Consider the following 19574-nt stretch of genomic DNA (forward strand, 5'->3'; position numbering starts at 1 on the left):
ACCTCGGCTGAGATATATTGGTGCCGACGAAGTTCCGGGGGCGAGATCATGGCGACATCTGCGAGTACCGACGAGGTACTGTCCGCCCTGGCGCGCTTCCGCGCGTCGGACGCGCAGATGCATCAGCGGGTCCGCGCCACCACCTCGCTCGGCGAGAACGAACTGCGCATCCTGCAGTTCCTCCTCGCTCGCCGGAGGGACGGTTTCGACGTCAAGCCGAGCGAGATCTCCCGCCATCTGGAGATCAGCTCCGCCTCCACGACCGCACTTCTGGACCGCCTCGAGCGACAGGGCAGCGTGGAACGTCGGACGCACCCGACGGATCGACGGAGCATCCTCATCGCGCCCACCGATCGCGCCGTGGGCGAAGTGGCGGAGGTCATCGACGCCTACGAGGCGCGCGTGTCGGAGGAGATCGGCACCCTCGGGGCGGGTGGCCGCGCCGCGGTCGTCGCGTTCCTCGACGCCATGACCGATGCCGCGGACGACATCGCGAACGTGCGGGTACGCGAGCGCTCCTCCGTCTGAGCGCCGACGCGGGGCTTACGCGTCGATCTCGTCGACGGCGTGGCGCATCGCGTCCAGGAAGCCGATGACGGTCGCGCGATCGTTCTCGTCCATGCTCCGCACGACCGCCATCATGCGCTCATGCATGGCGCCCAGCGTGTGCCGCACCTCCGTGTCGGACTTCTCGCTGGAGGAGATGAGGATGCTCCGGCGATCATCGGGGTTCGGCATCCGCGTGAGGTGGCCGCTCTTCTCCAGGCGATCCAGGAGCGCGGTCGTGGAGGCCGAGGTGATTCCGAGGTAGCGGCTCAGGGCGACGGGAGTGACCTTCTCGCCCTGCTGATGGGCCCTCGCGAGGAAGCGCAGGACGAGGAGTTCGTTCTCCCCCATGTCCATGGACTGCTGCGTGCGCCGCCGCATCGCGACCTCCGCGGCGCGGTAGGAGCGCATCGCCTCCATGACCGACGTCGAGCGCGCGTCGTCGTCCGCGTACCAGTACGAGGCGGGGCGGTCCGAGGGCATGCTCATCCGCATATTCTCACCCAGGCAGCGTCGGCGCGCACCTCGAACGCGCCCTCTGGACGCGCGCACGCCCACGCGCTAGCATCCATTCAGTTAATGATTCCTAACTGGATCGAGGATGCCGTGTCGATGACGACCGACGCCGACCGCCGTCGCCCGACCTACGCGGCGCTCGTCGACGAGCTGCGCGAGCGCCGGCGGCGTGCGGCCGCGGGAGGCCCCGAGGCATCGCGTAGGCGACACGTCGAGCGCGGAAAGCTCCTCGCGCGGGATCGGATCGACGAGCTCCTGGACCGCGGATCGCCCTTTCTCGAGGTCGCTCCCCTGGCGGCATGCGACCTGGGCGATGACTGGCCCTCCGCGGGAGTGGTGGCCGGGATCGGGCTCGTCCACGGCCGCCACGTGATGGTGGTGGCCAACGACGCGACGGTGAAGGGCGGGACCTACCATCCGCTCACCGTCAAGAAGCACCTGCGAGCGCAGGAGATCGCCGCTGAGAATCGGCTGCCCTGCGTCTACCTGGTCGATTCGGGCGGGGCATTCCTTCCCCTGCAGGACGAGGTCTTCCCCGATCGCGACCATTTCGGGCGGATCTTCTACAACCAGGCGCGCATGTCACGGGACGGCATCCCCCAGATCGCCGCCGTGATGGGCTCCTCCACCGCCGGCGGCGCATACGTCCCGGCGATGAGCGATGAGACGGTCATCGTCCGCGGCCAGGGGACGATCTTCCTCGGCGGGCCGCCGCTCGTGAAGGCGGCGACCGGCGAGGTCGTCAGTGCGGAGGAGCTCGGGGGCGGTGACACGCACGCCCGCATCTCCGGCGTCGTCGACCACCTTGCGGCGGACGACGCGGACGCGCTCCGCATCGTCCGCGAGATCGTGGCAACCCTCCCCCCCACCCCGCCGCTGCCGGAGGAGCCCGCCGCCGTCGCCGCGCCGCAGCACGACCCCGCGACCCTGACCGATGTGGTCCCCGTCGAGCTGACGGCGCCCTACGACGCCCGCGAGATCATCTCCCGCCTGGTCGACGGCGGCTCGTTCACCGAGTTCAAGCGGGAGTACGGCGAGACGCTCGTCACAGGGTTCGCCCGCCTCTCCGGCCACCGTGTGGGGATCGTCGCCAACAACGGCGTGCTGTTCGGCGAGTCCGCACTCAAGGGCGCGCACTTCATCGAGCTGTGCGACCAGCGGGGCATCCCCCTCGTCTTCCTGCAGAACATCACCGGGTTCATGGTGGGCCGCGAGTACGAGCACGGCGGCATCGCCAAACACGGCGCGAAGATGGTGAACGCCGTCGCGTGCGCGCGCGTGCCGAAGCTCACCGTCGTGGTCGGCGGATCGTTCGGCGCCGGCACGTATTCCATGTGCGGCCGGGCGTACTCCCCCCGCTTCCTGTGGCTCTGGCCGGGGGCGCGCGTGTCGGTCATGGGCGGACCGCAGGCGGCATCCGTCCTGTCCACGGTGCGCGGCGAGCAGCTGGATGCCGCGGGGACCCCCTGGACCGACGCCGAGAAGGCCGCCTTCGAGCAGCCCATCCGCGACCAGTACGAGCGGCAGGGCAGCCCCTACTACTCGACCTCACGCCTCTGGGACGACGGGGTCATCGCCCCCGCCGAGACCCGCGACGTCCTCGGCCTCGCGCTCGACGTCATCACCCGCACCCCCCTCGAACCCGTCGGCTACGGCGTCTTCCGGATGTGATCCCCATGACGACACCCTCCACCGTCCTCATCGCCAACCGCGGCGAGATCGCGGTGCGCATCATCCGGACGCTCCGCCGCCTCGGCATCCGCTCCGTCGCCGTGTACAGCGACGCCGACGTGGGCGCCCTCCACGTGCGCCTCGCGGACGAGGCCGTGCGCCTCGGGCCCGCTGCCGCGGCCGAGAGCTACCTGTCGATCGAGCGGGTGCTGGACGCGGCCCGGCGGTCGGGCGCCCAGGCGATCCATCCCGGCTTCGGGTTCCTCGCGGAGAACGCCGCCTTCGCCCGCGCGTGCGCCGCCGCGGGGATCGTGTTCATCGGTCCGACGCCCGAGGCGATCGAGATCATGGGCGACAAGATCTCCGCCAAGCAGACGGTGGAGGCCCGGTCCGTGCCCACGGTGCCGGGCATCGCCCGGCCGGGCCTCAGCGACGAGGAGCTCATCGCCGGTGCGGAGGACGTCGGCTTGCCCGTTCTCATCAAGCCGTCCGCAGGCGGCGGCGGCAAGGGCATGCACGTCGTGACCGAGGCGGCGGGGCTTGCGGCGGCGGTCGCTGCGGCGCGGCGCGAGGCCGCGGCATCCTTCGGCGACGACGCGCTGTTCCTCGAGCGGTACGTGAGCGCACCCCGGCACATCGAGGTGCAGATCATCGCGGATGCGCACGGGAACACCGTGCACCTCGGCGAACGCGAGTGCTCGCTGCAGCGTCGGCACCAGAAAGTGATCGAGGAGGCGCCCTCGCCGCTCCTGGACACCGCCACGCGCGCGCGGATCGGCGCCGCCGCGTGCGAGACGGCGCGGAGCGTGGGCTACGTCGGTGCGGGCACCGTCGAGTTCATCGTCGCGGGCGACCGTCCGGACGAGTTCTTCTTCATGGAGATGAACACGCGCCTGCAGGTCGAGCACCCCGTGACGGAGATGGTGACCGGGCTCGACCTCGTGGAGCTCCAGGTGCGGATCGCGGCCGGCGAGCCGCTCCCGTTCACCCAGGACGACGTGGTGCTCACCGGTCACAGCATCGAGGTGCGCGTGTACGCCGAGGATCCGGTCGCGGGCTTCCTCCCGACCGGCGGACGCGTCCTCCAGGTCGTGCACCCGGGCGGTCCCGGCATCCGCGTCGACTCGTCGCTGGAGGATGACCTCCTCGTCTCCACCGACTACGACCCCATGCTGGCGAAGATCATCGCCTGGGGAAACGACCGCGAGGAGGCCCGGCGGCGGCTCGTCGACGCGCTGCGAGACACCGTCATCCTCGGGTTCGAGACGAACCTGGAGTTCCTGCGCCTGCTGCTCGAGGCGCCCGAGGTCGCCGCCGGAGACCTGGACACCGGGCTCATCTCGCGGGTGTTCGACGACCTCCCGTTCCGCGAGACCGGCGTGCGCGAGGCCGTGGAGGCGGCGATGCTCCTCGACGCCGTGGAAGCGGATGCCGGGCGGCGAGGGGCGGGGGCCTGGGCGCGGCACGAGGGGTGGCGCCTCGGCCCGCCCGCACCGCGCCGCCACGTCCTCGTCAGCGGCCGGCGGCGCACCCGCGTGGACCTGTCCGGACCGCCGGAGGGTGTCCGCGCCACGGTCGACGCGGGGCCCGCGTGGCCGGTCGCGCTCGAGCGGGCGCACGACGGGGCCGCGGATGCCGTCGCCACGACCACCGTCGACGGTCTCACGCGGCGGGTGACCTTCGCGTCTGCCGGCGACGGCGTCTGGCTGCACGCGGACGGCGTCACGTGGTTCGCCGCCGCGGAGCGGACGGCGGACGCCGAACGCGCGACTGACGAGGGCTCCCCCGACGTCGTGTCCCCGCTCCCCGGCACGGTCGTGGTGGTCGCCGCCCGAGAGGGAGAGAGCGTCACCGCGGGCGATGTCCTCGTCGTCGTGGAGGCCATGAAGATGGAGCACGCCCTCCGGGCGACCGTTCCCGGCACCGTGAGACTCCGCGTCGGACTCGGGGATCGCGTCGCGCGGGGCGCCGTGGTGGCCACCGTCACCGCGGCCACGGAGGACTGACCCCGCAGGTTCGGGGCGGCCGGCGCGAGCATCGGCGGCGTGACGACTGTCCGCTCCTACAGCGAGGCCCGGAACGCGGCATACCTGTCGTCCAGCATCGCGACGAGGGTTCCGTCGGGCTCGACATCGTCGTCGCGGCGCGCCAGGCGCTGCGCCGCGTGAGCCAGAGGCTCGTGGGTCAGCGCCGTCGCGGCGAGGACGGCGGCCCCATGAGCGGAGTCTCGCGTCTCAGCGACGGCGACGACGCTGCCGAGCATCGAGGCCCGCAAGCGGTTGCCGGCCGCGCTCCGGGAACCGCCGCCGCTGAGGACGTGACCGGTGCGATCCGCCCCCAGCAGATCGAGGCCCCAACGCTCCACCATCGCGATCCCCTCCAGCACCAGCGCAGCGCGTTGGATGGCATCCGCCCGATCCCAGCCCGGGGGCGCCTGAAATCTGAGATCCGCCTGCGGGAGGGGGAATCGCTCACCCTGGCCGGGCACGGGGTAGACCGGCGGGAGGGACGGCCGATGCCACGCCGCGCGCAAGGCGCTGTCGGTGTCGGCATTCCACCCGGGGAAGTCGGGAACGAGGTTCTGCAACGCTCCGCCCCCGACGTTGGAGGCGCCACCGGGCCACCACGCCCCGTCCGGTGAGAGGTGCGAGTAGATGCCGGTCGTCGGGTCGAGCTGTTCGTGCGACGCGACGGCTTTGAGCACGAGCGTCGTACCGAGCACGCCGACCGAACTGCCCGATGTCACCGCACCCGTCGCGATCTGCGAGGTGCAGCCGTCGGTCATCCCCGAGACGATCTCCGCTCCCGCGAACGGGCCCGTCCTCGCCGTACCGAGCACGACCCCCGGACGGGTCAGATCCGGCATCATCGCGGGATCGATCCCGGCGTGGGCGAGGAGGTCGAGATCCCAGTGCGCTGCGGCGGGGTCTATGCCGCCCTTGAGGGCGTGCGATGTGTCCATGGGCACCGCGTGGCCGAGGAGGGAGGAGACGACGACGTCTGCGGGCGACGCGACTCCGGCCGCGCCGGGGACACGTCCGAGAATCGCCGCCGCACGCGGAAGCATCGCGATCGGACGGCCGCGGGACACCGATCGGAGAGCGACCTCCGCCCCCGCGGTGCTCGTGTCGTCGTACATCACGGCGTCGGCGATCGCCACCCCCGCAGCGTCCACGGGAACGAGCGTTCCCGAGGTGCCCGTCACCGACAGCGCGCGCACGACGGCGCCCGCTCGAGGCGCCCGCCTCAGGGCGGCGAGCTCATCCAGAAGGGATGCGACGACCTGCGCGTACACCGCCGGCTGCACCTTCATCCCCTCGACCTCGCGCGGGGCAGGAAGCGCACTCCGCACCTCCGCGACGACGGCGCCGTCGTCCACGTCGAGCAGGCGCGCGCGCACCCCCGCGGTCGCGAGGTCGATGCCGAGCGCGAGGCGTCCGCCGCCGCTCACGCGAACAGCACTCGGTCGAGGCCGACCAGGTCGGGGACGACGAGGTCCGCCACAGCCCGCTCGCTCGGGCTCGGATCATCGGGAGCTTCGCCGCGGAGCACCCACACGGTGCCGAGGCCGAGATCATGCGCGGGGCGCACGTCGTTGTCGAAGCGGTTGCCGATGTGGACGGCTTCCTCCGCACCCACACCCGCCTCGGCGAGGCACCAATCGAACAACTCCGCGGAGGGCTTCTCATGGCCGACGAGCGCGGAGACGCCCCACACCGAGACATAGTCGCCGACGCCGTCTCGCCGCAGTGCGTCGACGACACCCGCCTCCTGGTTGGCGAGGATCCCGACCACCGCACTCCCGGCGATGCCCCGCAGGAAGGGCAGGGCGTCGGGCGCGAGGGTACCGGGCGGGTGGACCCAGAGCGGCCGCGTGGCTGAGTGGAGCTCGCCGCGACGTGCAGGATCTCCGAGGAACTCCCGCGCCAACGCCGTGCGGATCGACGGCTCTTCGCCGTTGCGCACCGCATCGTAGAGCGCACGCATCTCGGCGGCCGGGGCGGGGGGACGCCCCTCGCGCGCACGCAACCCGTTGACGGCGCTCATGGCGGCGGCAAGGTAGTTGTCATCGTCGTACAGCGGGCCACCCACATCGATGAACACGGCGCGGGGGCGGCGCAGCCGCGCGATCGACACGCTCAGCCCTCCATCCCGGCGAGCGCGGCACGCCGCTCACGGAAGTCCTCGCGTTCGAAGTAGTGAGCCGTCGCAGCGGCGGAGAGGCCGGCGATCCCGCCGATCTGCAGCGCGGCGATCCGCACACGCGCGCTCTTGACCGCCATGAGCGAGATCGCCTCGGCACCGTCGGCGGTTGCGGAGTTCGCGACGATGCCGTGATTGCCGAGCAGGATCAGCGACGGGACCTCGCCGTGATCGGCGACGTGGCGCTCCAGCCGCTCAAGGAAGATGCGAGCCAGATCGATTCCGGGTTGCGCGTACGGGACGAACAGGCTCCGCCCGAGAACGACCACCTCATCGGAGTAGACCGCCTCGGCGAAGGACTCCTCCGCATGCACGCTCGCGAGAAGCGACACCACCGCCGTCGGATGCGTGTGCGCGACGAAGCGCACCGGCGCGAAGGCGCGCACGGCGGCGTGCACGAGAGTCTCGATGGAGGCCCGTCGCGGCGCGCCGCCGCCGTCGCCTCCCGGCGCCGTCAGAGCCGCCGTCAGCGCGGCCTGATCGGCGGCCGGGTCGCGCACGAGCTCCAGCAGCGGGTCGATCTCGATGGCGACGAAGTCTTCCGCGGTCGCGTGCTGCATGGAGGACCCGGATGCCTTGACGACGATCGCCTCCGGCGAGAGCTGTTCACTCGTGTTGCCCTCGGCGAGGATCACGAGGTCGCGTTCGGGGAGTGCGAGCCGGTGGGTGAGATCCAGCAGCTCTGCGGAGACGAGTTCCGGTGCGTGTCGAGCGGGCATGGTCAGATTCCTCCGAATCGGCGTTTGGTGAGCCCGTTGAGGAGGGCGGCGAAGATCAGGACCGCGCCGAGCGCGAACAGCTGCATCTGCGTTCCCTCATTGCCCGGAACGAGGAGGAGGATCCCCGCGTTGAGCCAGACGACCAGGACGGTCGCCAAGACGATTCCGGCGACCCGTCCGATTCCTCCCGTGATGGCGACCCCGCCGAGCACGGCGATCGTGATCGCCGGGAGGGCCATCCCGTTGCCCGACGTGCCGGCATCCGGTCGCGCCGAGGCGAACTGCGCGACCGTGTAGACGGCGACGATGCTGGAGATGGCACCGGAGATCACGTAGGCGCTGGCCCGGGTCGGACGCGTGGCGATCCCTGCCCACACAGCAGCCGTGTCGTTCGTGCCGATGGCGTAGATGCGTCGACCCCAGGTGGTCTTGTTCAGCAGTACCCAGACGATGACCACGGCCGGCAGCAGGAAGGTGAACACCCCGAGCGGGACCAGTGGCAGCGCCCCTCCGATGAGGGGAAGCTCCACGGCGCTGGCAGCCGAGTAGAAGTCCTGGATCTGCGGAGAGCTGATGGGCTTCTGTCCGCTCAGCACGAGCGCCAGCGAGCGGTACATGTAGAAGGTGGCGAGCGTGGCGATGAGCGCCGGGAACCCGATGTAGGAGACGAGGATGCCGTTGATCGCACCGCACACGGCGCCGGCGAGCACGGTCAGCACGATCGCGACCACGAGCGGAACGTTCGCCACTCCGTAGAGGTAGCCGAACACGATTCCGGTGAGCGAAACGATCGCACCGACCGAGAGGTCGATCCCTCCGCGACCCGAGGCGATGACGATCAGCTGGGCGAGCCCGAGCAGGGCCAGCGGGACGGCACTGATCAGCGCGGCAGCCAGATAGTCGGCGTTGTAGGCGCCGCTGAGCGCGCCCGCGGCATCCAGGCTGGTCATCACTGCGACGAGCAAAACGATCAGCACGGCGAGCAGGACGACTCGCTGGGTCAGCAACGCGCTGATGACACGGCTGCCCCACGATCGCTGGGTGGGCACGGTCGTCGTGGTCGTCGTCGGTGACGCCGCGCCGGCGGACGCGGACGGGGTGCTGGGGGCAGGAGCGGTCACTTCTTCTTCCTCGCCTTCTCGCGCAGCAGGTCGGTGCCGACCGCGACGATGATGAACAGCCCGACGAACAGGAAGCCGAGCTGTGAGGGCCATCCGAGCTGGGTGACACCGCTCAGGACCGTCTGCACGAGCACTGCGCCGAAGAGCGTTCCGATGACCGACCCGCGCCCGCCCAGGATGGAGGTGCCTCCGATCACGACCGCCGCGATGACGGCGAGCTCCCGTCCCGCACCCACGGACTGGTCCAGAGAGGACGTTCCGGCAGCGATGATGAAGCACGCGGCGAGCCCGACGAGCGCGCCGGTGATCGTGTAGGCGCCCATCACGCGCGGTCGCACGCGAACCCCGGCCAGGCGCGCGGCGTTCTCGTTCCCGCCGATCGCATACAGATGGCGACCTCCGGCGGCGTAGCGCAGATACCACCAGGCGATCAGGACGACCACGATGGTGATCGCGAAACTGTGCGGCAGTCCGAAGGTACGGCCGGCAGTGCCCCGTCCGAAGACCTCGAGAGTCTGCGGGATGCCGTTGACGGTGGAGGAGCCGAAGATGCGCAGGCCGAGGAACTGGAACAGATTGGCGGTACCGAACGTGATGATGATGGCGTGGACCCGCCCGTAGGCGATGAGGAGTCCGTTGAGGGCTCCGAGGGCGGCGCCGACGGCGATCGAGAGCGCCACGGCGACGACCAGCGGGACGTCGGCCCCGACCATCACCTTGGCGGTGACGACCGCGCAGACCATGATCGCACCGCCGACCGAGACGTCGATGCCGCCGGTCAGGATGATGAAGGTCATGCCGACGCCGATCAGAGCGATGGGCGACACCGCGACGAGGAGCGGCTGGAGGGACCCGGGGGTGAGGAAGGCGGGGGTGGTGATGCCGAGGATCACCCAGAGCACGGCGATCACCCCGAGCAGGACCCACTCCTGACCCGTGACGGCGGGCGGGAGGATGCGCCGAATGGTGGCACGGACGACGGCGGTTTCCAGCGGCGGCTCGTCGCGCGTGAGGATCTGGGTCACGAGATGGTCCCTTCGGAGCCGGGGGCGCGGTCGCCCGGTGAGGAGGCGGCCGCGACGACATCGCCCGCCGCGGCGGCGAGGATCTCGACCTGGGAGGCGCCCGGTCCGAACTCGGCGGCGATGCGCCCCTCCCGCATGACGAGGATGCGATCGGAGATGCGCAGCACCTCGCCGAGATCGCTTGTGGTGACCAGCACGGCGGCGCCGCCGTCAGCGAGCTGCGAGATGATTCGATGGATCTCCTCTTTCGCTCCGACGTCGACGCCCTGGGTCGGTTCCGCGAGGACGAGCAATCGCGGCGTCTCGACGAGCTGCCGCGCGAGGATCACCTTCTGGGCGTTGCCTCCGGACATCGCGGAGATCACCTGCCGCGCCGACGGGGTCTTGATCGCGAGCCGGCGGATCATGTCATCGGCGATCGCGAGCTCGCGGCGAGCGCTGACCCACCCCGAGAATCGGCTGAGCGCGCGCAGCGATCCGATGGTGATGTTGAACGCGATCGACTGGAAGGCGAAAGAGCCCTGCGCGGATCGGTTCGCCGGCAGCAGCGAGATGCCCGCCGCCTTCGCATGTCGAGGACTGCGGAATCGGCGCGCTGCGCCGTCGTACCAGAGCTCCCCCTCCGTGACGGGATTCATCCCGTAGACAGCGGCGGCGATCTCGCCGGCGCCCGAGCCGATGAGTCCGTAGACCCCGACGATCTCTCCCGCCGCGACGGAGAGATCGACATCCTGGAACCGGTCCCCGGATGACGCGCCCGTCAGGGCGAGAACCGTGTCGGTCGAGCCCGTCGGACGTTCGCGACGGCCCTCCGTCACGAGACCGCCGACCATGAGCTCGGCGATCTGCCGCACGCTCAGCTCACTGATGGGGACGGTGGTCACCGTCCGGCCGTCGCGCATCACGGTCACGGTGTCGGCGATGCGGAACAGCTCATCGAGGCGGTGCGAGATGTAGATCACGGACACGCCCGAGGACGTGAGCCGTCGGATCACCGAGAAGAGGACCTCGATCTCGCTGTCGGTGAGGATCGCGGAGGGCTCGTCGAGGATGAGGACGGACGCTTCGGCGGCGAGCGACTTCGCGATCGACACCTGCTGCTGCTCGGCGATGGAGAGCTGTCCGACCGGCACGGCGGACAGGCCTTCGGGCAGACCGACGGTGGCGAGAAGCTCGGCCATCTGCCGGGCTTCCGCCTTCCAGTCGATGCGGCCGCGCCGGGTCAGCTCGCGGCCGACGAAGACGTTCTCTGCGACAGAGAGCTCCGGGAACAGTTGCGGTTCCTGGTAGACCGTCTGCACGCCGAGGGCGATCGCGTCCGAGGTCGAGGAGATCGAGACATCCTCGCCGTCGAACCGCATCCGCCCGGCGTCGGCGCGCTCCGCGCCCGCGATGATCTTGATCAGCGTCGATTTGCCGGCGCCGTTCTCGCCGACGAGGGCGTGCACCTCGCCGGCGGCGACGGTGAGGTCGGCGTGACGGATGGCTCTCACTCCTCCGTAGCTCTTCTTGATGCCGGAGAGAGCGAGGCGGGGAGGTGCGGCGGCGGCTGCCGCAGCGTCAGATCGTGTGTCCACGAGAGGGTTCGTTCCTTGGTTCGGTGCCGTACCGGCCCGGGGTGCTCCCGGGCCGGTACGGCGACGCGGCCTATCGGAGGAGGATCGGATCAGTAGTCGAACTCGTCGACGTTCTTCGACGTGATGCGCAGCGCCGGGCCGAGCAGCAGCGTCTTGGACGCGGAGTCGAACTCGACTGCGGGAAGGTCGTCGCTGACCTTGTTCGTCGCGCTGAAGGGCTTCCCCTCGGCGAGCTGCTGGCCTGCCCACGCGGTCAGGAAGCCCAGGTTCTCCACGTTCCACAGGATCGCGGCTGACGAGGACCCGTCGTCGAGGTAGGGCTTCATCGACTGCGGCGTGCCGAGGCCGACCGTGAAGACGGTGCCGATCTTGCCGGCGTCGCGCACGGCCTGGGCCACGCCGGGCGCCGACGAGGTGCACTCACCGACGAGTCCCGTGAGGTCCGGATGCGCGTTCATGAGATCGGTGGCCATCGAGGTGGCGGCTGCCTGGTCCTCGCCTGCGTAGACGACGTCGACGATCTCCGCCTGCGGGTACTTCTCGGCCGTGTACTTCTTCTGCACGTCGATCCAGGAGTTCAGGTTCGCCGCCGTCTCACCGCAGGAGACGATCGCGTACTTGCCCTTGCCGCCCATGGGCTCCATGAGAGCGTCGGTGAGCCCTTCGCCGATCCCCTGTGCGGTCGCCTGGTTCACGAAGACCTCCCGCACCGAGTCGGGGGCGTCCGTGTCGCTGGTCGCGACCTTGATGCCCTTGTCCGCGGCCTCCTTCAGCAGCGGTGCCATGGAGTCGGGGTCGTTCGGTGCGACGACGAGCACGTCGACGCCCTGCTGGATGTAGGAGCGGACGATGTCGGCCTGGGCCGCCGCATCCGCGGTGGTCGGGCCCTGGTAGAGCCACGTGATGCCGAGCGCCTTGGCGGCAGCCTGACCGCCGGTGTTCATCGCCTCGAAATAGGGGATGCCCTGGAGCTTGGGGACGAAGGCGACGGTGATGCCGCCGCCCCCTCCCGCGTCGCCGCTCGGGGCGCCGGTGCTGCCGCCTCCTGCGGCGTCTCGCGAGGTGCATCCTGCGAGAACGAGGGCTGCGGCGGCGGTGAGGGCGCCGATGGCCAGAATCGACTTGCGCATGAGTTTCCTTTTCTCTGGTGCTGCCGGGGCGTCGGTGCCCCGCGGTGAGGGAAGTGGTCCGCCGTCGAGAACGACGCCGGAGTCGGGCATCAGCCGGCGCGAGCCGGCCGGACGGGAGTTCGCTCGCTGCGTGCGGTTGCTTCGCACAGTGCGACCTCCACTCCGCGCTCCTGCCAGCGCTCGCGATGATCCTGCGGGAACCCCACATCGGAGATGAGGCAGTCGACGCGATCGGCGGGCAGGAAGCTGTGGAGGCCGAAGCCGTCGGCCTTGGTCGAGTCGAACAGCGCGACGACCCGACGCGCTGCGGCGACGAGGGCGCGTTTGGGCTCAGCCTCGGCGAGCGTGAGCTCGAGGAGCCCGCGCTCGACGGAGAGGGTGGACAGGCCGACGAAGGCCGTGGACAGGCTGCCGCGCCCGACCAGGACGTCGGACAGCTCGCCGACGGTGGACGACGACGTGCGCCGGACGGTCCCGCCGAGGAGTATCACCGTGGCGTCGGAGTCCTCACTCAGCACCGTCGCTGTCCGCAGGGAGTTCGTGACGACGACGAGGTCGCGCCGGTCGAGAATCTCGAGAGCGAGGAAGAATGCCGAGGTCGACGAGTCCAACGCGATGACGTCCCCGTGGGACACGAGCTCCGCCGCACGTCGGGCGATCGCCTTCTTCGCTGCGACGCTGCGACCGAGTCGGTCGGCGAACGACCCCTCCTCCTGCGGAGCGCTGCCGCGCGCACCGCCGCGCACCCGGCGCAGAAGGGATCGGCGCTCGAGCGCCTCGAGATCCTTGCGGATCGTCACCGCCGAGACGCCGAAGCGTGTGGAGAGATCGGCCACGGAGACCTGCCCCTCGTGCTCGATCGCGGAGAGGATGCCTTCGAAGCGGGCGTCACTGTCGTGATCCACGGGTGCTCCCTTCGCGTCGTTGCGTGTCGTCGGTTGCGACGAGAGGGAAGCTATCTCGATTCCGAAACCCATGTCAATGCCCGAATCCAACTTTTCGTATTTCGTTTGAAATCTGTGATGTTGACTTACGAAAGCAGATCGCTGTACGGTCGCACTGTTCCGCTGGCCCGAACGTACGAAGACGTATGAGAGCACCCATGACCCGCATCGACGACGCTGATGGCGTACCGCACGCGCAACGCGTGTGCTTCCGCCTCCGAGTGCGTCCGGAGCTGATGGACGAGTACCGCGCTCGTCACGCCGAGGTCTGGCCGGAGATGCGCGCCGCGATCGCGCGGGCCGGCCGGCGCAACTACTCGCTCTTCCTCGCGGCGGACGGCACGCTCATCGGCTACTACGAGACCGATGACGACGCCGACGCGCAGCGGATGCTGTCGGAGTCGCCCGTGGCGGCGCGCTGGGAGGCGGAGATGGCACGCTTCTTCCTCGCGGCGAGCGGCCGTCCGGATCAGGCAGGCGAACGACTCCCGGAGGTCTTCCACCTCACGGGCACCCGATCAGACGACGGAGGGACCCGACCGTGACCACCTTCTCCCCCGCTGCCCGCAGCGTCCTGGAACGCCAGCGGATCGAGCTGCCCTCGTGGGCCTTCGGCAATTCGGGGACGCGCTTCCGAGTCTTCGGACAGCCGGGCATACCGCGGGATCCCTTCGAGAAGGTCGCGGACGCCGCCGAGGTCGGTCGCCTCACCGGCCTGGTCGGCGCCGTCGCGCTGCACTATCCGTGGGACCGTGTCGAGGACCCGGCGACGCTGCGGTCCTTCGCGCTGGAGCACGGTGTGGCGCTGGGCACCGTCAACTCCAACACCTTCCAGGATGACGAGTACATGCTCGGCAGCCTGGCGAGTACGGATGCCGCCGTGCGCCGTCGCGCGATCGACCACCACTTCGCCTGCATCGACCTCATGCACGCGACCGGTTCCCGCGACCTCAAGATCTGGCTCGCCGACGGCACCAACTACCCGGGTCAGAGCGACATGCGCGAGCGTCAGGATCACCTCGCGGCCTCCCTCGCGGAGATCTATTCGCGCATCGGCGAGGAGCAGCGGCTCGTCCTGGAGTACAAGTTCTTCGAACCCGCGTTCTACCACACCGATGTGCCCGACTGGGGCACCTCCTATGCGCAGGTCAGTGCGCTCGGAGACCGGGCGCTCGTGTGTCTCGACACCGGCCACCATGCACCCGGCACCAACATCGAGTTCATCGTGATGCAGCTGCTGCGCCTCGGGAAGCTCGGCTCGTTCGACTTCAACAGTCGCTTCTACGCCGACGACGATCTCATCGTCGGCGCTGCCGACCCGTTCCAGCTGTTCCGGATCCTCGTCGAGTGCCTCCGAGGCGGCGCCTTCGAGGAGGACTCGCAGGTGGCCTTCATGCTCGATCAGTGCCACAACATCGAACGGAAGATCCCGGCGCAGATCCGGTCCGTGCTCAACGTGCAGGAGATGACCGCCCGCGCTCTGCTGCTCGACCGCAGCGCGCTCACCGCCGCACAGCACGAGGGCGACGTCCTGGGAGCCAACGCCATCCTCATGGATGCCTTCTACACCGATGTCCGCCCACTGCTCGCTGACCTCCGCGCAGCACGGGGGCTGCCGTCCGACCCGATGGTCGCTTTCGCGACATCCGGGTACCAGGAGCGCGTCGACCGCGAGCGGGTCGGTGGACAGCAGAGCGGGTGGGGCGCCTGAGCTGCGGGATCGCCCTTTCCGACCACACAGGGAAACAGAGGAAGAGATGACCGAGACCGTCGATCAGCTGATCGCGCGCAGCAACCGCCTGGGATCCGATCGGGCGAACACCAACTTCGCCGGCGGGAACACGTCCGCCAAGGGCATTGCGACAGACCCCGCTTCCGGCGACGACGTCGAACTGCTGTGGGTGAAGGGCTCCGGGGGCGACCTGGGGACGTTGACACCCGCGGGGCTTGCGTCCCTGCGGCTGGATCGCGTGCGAGCGCTGGAGAACGTCTACCGCGGCGTCGCGCACGAGGACGAGATGGTAGCCGCGTTCGACTACTGCCTCTTCGGACGCGGCGGGGCCAGCCCCTCGATCGACACGTCCATGCATGCGCTCGTGGAGAAGGCCCACGTGGACCATCTCCATCCCGACTCGGGGATCGCGATCGCGACCGCCGCCGACGGCGAGCGCCTCACCTCTCAGATCTTCGGGGATCGGGTCGTGTGGGTTCCCTGGCGCCGCCCGGGGTTCCAGCTCGGCCTCGACATCCGCGAGGTCCAGCGCACCCACCCCGAAGCGGTCGGCTGCATCCTCGGCGGTCATGGGATCACCGCGTGGGGAGAGACGAGCGACGAGTGCGAGGCGAATTCCCTCTGGATCATCCAGACTGCGGCGGCGTACATCGCCGAGCATGGGCGCGCCGAGCCCTTCGGGGCACGACTGCCGGGGTACGGCGCCCTTCCCGACGCAGAACGCCGAGAGCGCGCAGCGGCCCTCGCCCCGTCGATTCGCGCGATCGCGAGCTCGGACCGGCGCATGGTCGGCCACTACAGCGATGACCCCGCCGTGCTCGATTTCCTCGAGCGCGCCGAGCACCCTCGTCTCGCTGCGCTCGGCACGAGCTGCCCCGACCACTTCCTGCGCACCAAAGTCGCCCCCCTGCTTCTCGACCTGCCCGCGACGGCGTCCGTCTCCGAGCAGCTCGATCGACTGGACGAGTTGCACGAGACGTACCGCGCGGACTACCGCGCGTACTACGAGACGTACGCCGACGCGGACTCGCCGGCAATCCGCGGCGCCGACCCGTTGATCGTGCTGGTCCCCGGCGTCGGCATGTTCTCCTACGGCGCCGACAAGCAGACAGCGCGGGTGGCGGGAGAGTTCTACCTCAACGCGATCAACGTGATGCGTGGCGCCGAGGCGCTTTCCACCTACGCTCCGATCTCCGACGCGGAGAAGTTCCGCATCGAGTACTGGGCTCTCGAAGAAGCCAAGCTCCAACGGATGCCCGCCGCGCCGTCCCACCGCGGACGGATCGCCTTCATCACCGGCGCCGCGTCGGGGATCGGCAAGGCGATCGCGCAGCGGCTCGCGGCCGAGGGCGCGTGCGTCGTCGTGGCCGACCTGGACCTCGACAAGGCGCGGGCGACTGCGGCAGAGCTGGGCGGACCGGACGTCGCCATCGGGGTCGCCGTCGACGTCTCGCGCGCATCCGCTGTCCGCGCCGCCGTCGATGAGACGCTCCTCGCCTTCGGCGGGATCGACCTCATCGTCAACAATGCCGGCCTGTCAATGGCCAAGAGCCTGCTGGAAACCACCGAGGCCGACTGGGACCTCCAACACGACGTCATGTCCAAGGGCTCGTTCCTGGTCTCGCAAGCCGCGGCATCCGCTCTCATCGCGCAGCGGCTGGGCGGCGACATCGTCTACATCTCGTCGAAGAACTCCGTGTTCGCCGGCCCGAACAACGTGGCCTACTCCGCCACGAAGGCGGACCAATCGCACCAGGTCCGGCTGCTGGCGGCGGAACTGGGCGAACACGGCATCCGCGTCAACGGGGTCAACCCCGACGGCGTCGTCCGCGGCTCGGGGATCTTCGCCGGCGGCTGGGGTGCGGACCGCGCCAAGACCTACGGCGTCGAGGAGCAGGAACTCGGTCAGTTCTACGCGAACCGGACGATCCTCAAGCGCGAAGTGCTGCCCGAGCACATCGCCAACGCGGTCTTCGTGCTCACCGGCCCCGAACTCGACCACACGACGGGCGTCCACATCCCCGTCGACTCCGGCGTCGCCGCCGCATTCCTCCGATGAGCGACGGGCGGGTGATCGCCGTCGACCTGGGCGCGACGAGTGGCAGGGTGATCCTCGGGGAGGTGAGCCGCGACGGCATATCGATGCAGACGACGGCCCGCTTCGCGAACCGGCCCCTCCGCATGCAGGGCCGTCTCCATTGGGATGTGCTGTCGCTGTGGCGCGGGGTTCTGGAAGGCGTGAGCGCCGCGGCGCGCGAGGGCGCCCCCATCGCTTCGGTGGGTGTCGATTCGTGGGGCGTGGACTACGCGCTCCTGCGCGCCGGACGCCTGCTGGGCAACCCCGTCCACTATCGCGACGACCGCTCGCTCCGTGGGGCGCACGCGCTCCTGGAACGCGTGGACCCCGCGGATCTGTTCGCGTCCAACGGTCTGCAGCACATGCCGATCAACACCATCAATCAACTCGCCTCGGGTGAGGATGCCCTCCTGGACGCCGCAGACACCCTCCTCCTCATTCCCGACCTCTTCGCACACCTCCTCTCCGGAGCCGTGTCGGTCGAGCGCACCAACGCCTCGACCACCGGGCTGTTGAATGCCGAGACCGCGCAGTGGAGTCCCGATCTCGCTCGCCTGGCGGGTCTTTCCCCCACGATCCTCCCTCCGCTCGTCGACGCGGGAACCGCGCTGGGGGGCCTGCGCACCGACGTGCGGGAGGAGACCGGACTCGGAGGCGGCGTCGAGGTGATCGCCGTCGGATCGCACGACACGGCCTCCGCCGTCGTCGCCGTGCCGATGGATGCCGCGCACGCCGCGTACATCTCCTGCGGCACGTGGGGACTCGTCGGGGTGGAAGTGGCGGCGCCCGTCCTCTGCGAGGCCGTGCGGGAGGCATCCTTCACCAATGAGATCGGCGTCGACGGCCGTGTGCGACTTCTGCACAATGTGATGGGGCTCTGGCTCCTCAGCGAGACGGTGCGCTGGTGGGAGCGGGTCGACGGCGGAGTCGTCGAGCTCGCCCCGCTCCTGGCCGAGGCCGCGGCCGTGCGGGGACACGTGGACACCTTCGACGTCGACGACGACGTCTTCCTCGCGCCCGGAGACATGCCTACCCGCATCGCCGCGTGGTACACCGAGAGGGGCCGGCGTGCGCCCTCCACACGGGCTGAGATCACCCGCAGCATCGTCGAGTCCCTGGCGCGGACGTTCGCCGACTCCGCTCGCCGCGCCGGCCGCCTCGGCGGGGTGGATGTGCGGGAGATCCACCTCGTCGGAGGCGGGGCGCTGAACGCGCTTCTGTGCCAGCGCACGGCCGACCTGGCAGGACTCCCCGTGTTCGCCGGGCCCGTGGAGGCGACGGCGATCGGCAACCTGCTCGTACAGGCCCGCACCTCCGGGCGCATCGTCGGCTCACTCGACGCCCTGCGCGACCTCGTGCGCCGCACGCATTCCCCCGTCCGGTTCGACCCGCGTCCCTGACGCCCGACTCCCCCGCATCCCCCGAGAGGACTCCCATGATCTTCGGTTCGCACGGTCTGGTCTGGACAGGCTCCTTCGATGAGGCGGGCCTGCGCACCGCCGTGGTGGGCAATGCCGCCGCCGGCTACGACATCCTCGAGATCCCCCTGCTCGACCCCTTCGCCTTCGACCTCGGGGCCGCGCAGCGCGTCCTCGCCGAGCATTCCACGCGGATCACCGCGTCACTCGGTCTGTCCGCCGGGACGGACATCAGCAGCGAGGACCCTGGCGCCGTCGCCGCGGGCGAGCGATTGCTCGAGCGCGCTGTCGAGGTGACCGCCGAGTTGGGCGGGAGGTGGCTGGTCGGCGTGATCTACGGAGCGATGCGCAAGCATGAGCGACCGCTGACGCCGACGGGGCGCCACAACGGCCAGGCGGTGCTGCGACGCGTCGCCGACCACGCCGCAGCGCGTGGAGTGAGCCTCGCGGTGGAAGTCGTGAACCGCTATGAGACGAACGTCATCAACACGGCACGCCAGGCCATCGCGTATCTGCGCGAGATCGACCACGACAACATCCGCCTGCATCTGGACACGTATCACATGAACATCGAGGAGTCCGGGCTCTTCGAGCCGTTCCTCGATGCCGGCGACCTGCTCGGATACGTGCACATCGGAGAGAGTCACCGCGGGTACCTCGGAACGGGCACGGTGGATTTCGCTGCGACGTTCCGTGCGCTGGCACGCATCGACTACACCGGGCCCGTCGTCTTCGAGTCCTTCTCGAATGCCGTCGTCGACCCGACCTTGAGCAACACCCTCGGTGTATGGCGCAATCTCTGGGACGACAGCGACGACCTCGCACGGCACGCGATCGCCTTCATGCGCGGCCAGGAGCGCGCCGTCCAGACGATCGCGATGCACTGACCCGCGGG

17 protein-coding genes are annotated in these 19574 nt (G+C 69.9%); 8 read left to right on the forward strand and 9 right to left on the reverse strand.

The genetic code is table 11. From position 1 onward, the window contains the following. Positions 1-48 precede the first annotated feature (48 nt). Complete coding sequence (locus J0P97_RS01425; RefSeq protein WP_215485978.1) at positions 49-528, forward strand: MarR family winged helix-turn-helix transcriptional regulator; 480 nt, start codon at positions 49-51, stop codon at positions 526-528. A 15-nt stretch (positions 529-543) separates the two neighbouring features. On the opposite strand, the gene J0P97_RS01430 is transcribed toward J0P97_RS01425, so the two are convergent. Then, positions 544-1035 (reverse strand): MarR family winged helix-turn-helix transcriptional regulator, encoded by a 492-nt coding sequence (locus tag J0P97_RS01430; protein WP_215485979.1) that lies wholly within the window; start codon positions 1033-1035, stop codon positions 544-546. Positions 1036-1158: 123 nt separating this feature from the next. Between J0P97_RS01430 and J0P97_RS01435 the strand changes: the two genes are divergently transcribed. Together J0P97_RS01435 and J0P97_RS01440 are read left to right on the forward strand one after the other, a co-directional pair. Further along, the gene (locus J0P97_RS01435) at positions 1159-2733 is read left to right on the forward strand and encodes a carboxyl transferase domain-containing protein (protein WP_215486110.1); all 1575 of its coding nucleotides are present in this window, start codon (positions 1159-1161) and stop codon (positions 2731-2733) included. 5 nt (positions 2734-2738) lie between these two features. Beyond that, entirely contained in the window at positions 2739-4739 is a 2001-nt protein-coding gene (locus J0P97_RS01440; protein WP_215485980.1) for an acetyl/propionyl/methylcrotonyl-CoA carboxylase subunit alpha, read from the forward strand. A gap of 56 nt (positions 4740-4795) precedes the next feature. On the opposite strand, the gene J0P97_RS15855 is transcribed toward J0P97_RS01440, so the two are convergent. From J0P97_RS15855 to J0P97_RS01480, 8 genes are all read right to left on the reverse strand, one after another. Beyond that, positions 4796-6184 (reverse strand): FGGY-family carbohydrate kinase, encoded by a 1389-nt coding sequence (locus tag J0P97_RS15855; RefSeq protein ID WP_215485981.1) that lies wholly within the window; start codon positions 6182-6184, stop codon positions 4796-4798. Continuing rightward, complete coding sequence (locus J0P97_RS01450) at positions 6181-6870, reverse strand: HAD family hydrolase (protein ID WP_215485982.1); 690 nt, start codon at positions 6868-6870, stop codon at positions 6181-6183. Before J0P97_RS01450 ends, J0P97_RS15855 begins: the two co-directional genes overlap by 4 nt. Positions 6871-6872: 2 nt before the next feature. Next, on the reverse strand, positions 6873-7655 hold the full coding sequence (locus J0P97_RS01455) for a class II aldolase/adducin family protein (protein WP_215485983.1): 783 nt from the start codon (positions 7653-7655) through the stop codon (positions 6873-6875). 2 nt (positions 7656-7657) lie between these two features. Beyond that, positions 7658-8776, reverse strand: coding sequence for an ABC transporter permease (locus J0P97_RS01460; RefSeq protein ID WP_215485984.1), 1119 nt, complete (start codon positions 8774-8776; stop codon positions 7658-7660). Next, the gene (locus J0P97_RS01465; protein ID WP_215485985.1) at positions 8773-9801 is read right to left on the reverse strand and encodes an ABC transporter permease; all 1029 of its coding nucleotides are present in this window, start codon (positions 9799-9801) and stop codon (positions 8773-8775) included. The genes J0P97_RS01460 and J0P97_RS01465 overlap by 4 nt, the downstream gene beginning before the upstream one ends. Next, positions 9798-11378, reverse strand: coding sequence for a sugar ABC transporter ATP-binding protein (locus J0P97_RS01470; RefSeq protein WP_215485986.1), 1581 nt, complete (start codon positions 11376-11378; stop codon positions 9798-9800). Before J0P97_RS01470 ends, J0P97_RS01465 begins: the two co-directional genes overlap by 4 nt. An 89-nt stretch (positions 11379-11467) precedes the next feature. Beyond that, positions 11468-12508, reverse strand: a complete 1041-nt coding sequence (locus tag J0P97_RS01475) for an autoinducer 2 ABC transporter substrate-binding protein (RefSeq protein ID WP_215485987.1) — start codon at positions 12506-12508, stop codon at positions 11468-11470. A gap of 89 nt (positions 12509-12597) precedes the next feature. Further along, positions 12598-13413, reverse strand: a complete 816-nt coding sequence (locus J0P97_RS01480) for a DeoR/GlpR family DNA-binding transcription regulator (protein ID WP_215485988.1) — start codon at positions 13411-13413, stop codon at positions 12598-12600. A 197-nt stretch (positions 13414-13610) separates the two neighbouring features. On the opposite strand from J0P97_RS01480, the gene J0P97_RS01485 reads away from it, so the two are divergent. Genes J0P97_RS01485 through J0P97_RS01505 form a run of 5 tightly spaced genes read left to right on the forward strand, consistent with a single transcriptional unit; the run spans position 13611 to position 19566 of the window. Beyond that, the gene (locus tag J0P97_RS01485; protein ID WP_215485989.1) at positions 13611-13997 is read left to right on the forward strand and encodes an L-rhamnose mutarotase; all 387 of its coding nucleotides are present in this window, start codon (positions 13611-13613) and stop codon (positions 13995-13997) included. Continuing rightward, the gene (rhaI, locus tag J0P97_RS01490; protein WP_215485990.1) at positions 13994-15163 is read left to right on the forward strand and encodes an L-rhamnose isomerase; all 1170 of its coding nucleotides are present in this window, start codon (positions 13994-13996) and stop codon (positions 15161-15163) included. The genes J0P97_RS01485 and rhaI overlap by 4 nt, the downstream gene beginning before the upstream one ends. 46 nt (positions 15164-15209) lie before the next feature. Continuing rightward, on the forward strand, positions 15210-17243 hold the full coding sequence (locus J0P97_RS01495) for a bifunctional aldolase/short-chain dehydrogenase (RefSeq protein WP_215485991.1): 2034 nt from the start codon (positions 15210-15212) through the stop codon (positions 17241-17243). Beyond that, a complete protein-coding gene (locus tag J0P97_RS01500) occupies positions 17240-18661 on the forward strand; it encodes a rhamnulokinase (protein ID WP_215485992.1) in 1422 nt (473 codons plus the stop codon). The genes J0P97_RS01495 and J0P97_RS01500 overlap by 4 nt, the downstream gene beginning before the upstream one ends. Positions 18662-18696: 35 nt before the next feature. Beyond that, positions 18697-19566 (forward strand): sugar phosphate isomerase/epimerase family protein, encoded by an 870-nt coding sequence (locus tag J0P97_RS01505; RefSeq protein WP_215485993.1) that lies wholly within the window; start codon positions 18697-18699, stop codon positions 19564-19566. Positions 19567-19574: the final 8 nt, after the last annotated feature.

This window comes from Microbacterium flavum, from assembly GCF_018717645.1.
GTDB classification, from domain to species: Bacteria; Actinomycetota; Actinomycetes; order Actinomycetales; family Microbacteriaceae; genus Microbacterium; species Microbacterium flavum.

Excerpts from the sequence above, each read along its gene's own strand:
- J0P97_RS01440 (WP_215485980.1), top strand. The coding sequence starts at position 2,739 with ATGACGACACCCTCCACCGTCCTCATCGCCAACCGCGGCGAGATCGCG.
- J0P97_RS01485 (WP_215485989.1), top strand. The coding sequence starts at position 13,611 with ATGACCCGCATCGACGACGCTGATGGCGTACCGCACGCGCAACGCGTG.
- J0P97_RS01430 (WP_215485979.1), bottom strand. The coding sequence starts at position 1,035 with ATGAGCATGCCCTCGGACCGCCCCGCCTCGTACTGGTACGCGGACGAC.
- J0P97_RS01425 (WP_215485978.1), top strand. The coding sequence starts at position 49 with ATGGCGACATCTGCGAGTACCGACGAGGTACTGTCCGCCCTGGCGCGC.
- J0P97_RS01435 (WP_215486110.1), top strand. The coding sequence starts at position 1,159 with ATGACGACCGACGCCGACCGCCGTCGCCCGACCTACGCGGCGCTCGTC.
- J0P97_RS01505 (WP_215485993.1), top strand. The coding sequence starts at position 18,697 with ATGATCTTCGGTTCGCACGGTCTGGTCTGGACAGGCTCCTTCGATGAG.
- J0P97_RS01455 (WP_215485983.1), bottom strand. The coding sequence starts at position 7,655 with ATGCCCGCTCGACACGCACCGGAACTCGTCTCCGCAGAGCTGCTGGAT.
- J0P97_RS01475 (WP_215485987.1), bottom strand. The coding sequence starts at position 12,508 with ATGCGCAAGTCGATTCTGGCCATCGGCGCCCTCACCGCCGCCGCAGCC.
- J0P97_RS01500 (WP_215485992.1), top strand. The coding sequence starts at position 17,240 with ATGAGCGACGGGCGGGTGATCGCCGTCGACCTGGGCGCGACGAGTGGC.
- J0P97_RS01495 (WP_215485991.1), top strand. The coding sequence starts at position 15,210 with ATGACCGAGACCGTCGATCAGCTGATCGCGCGCAGCAACCGCCTGGGA.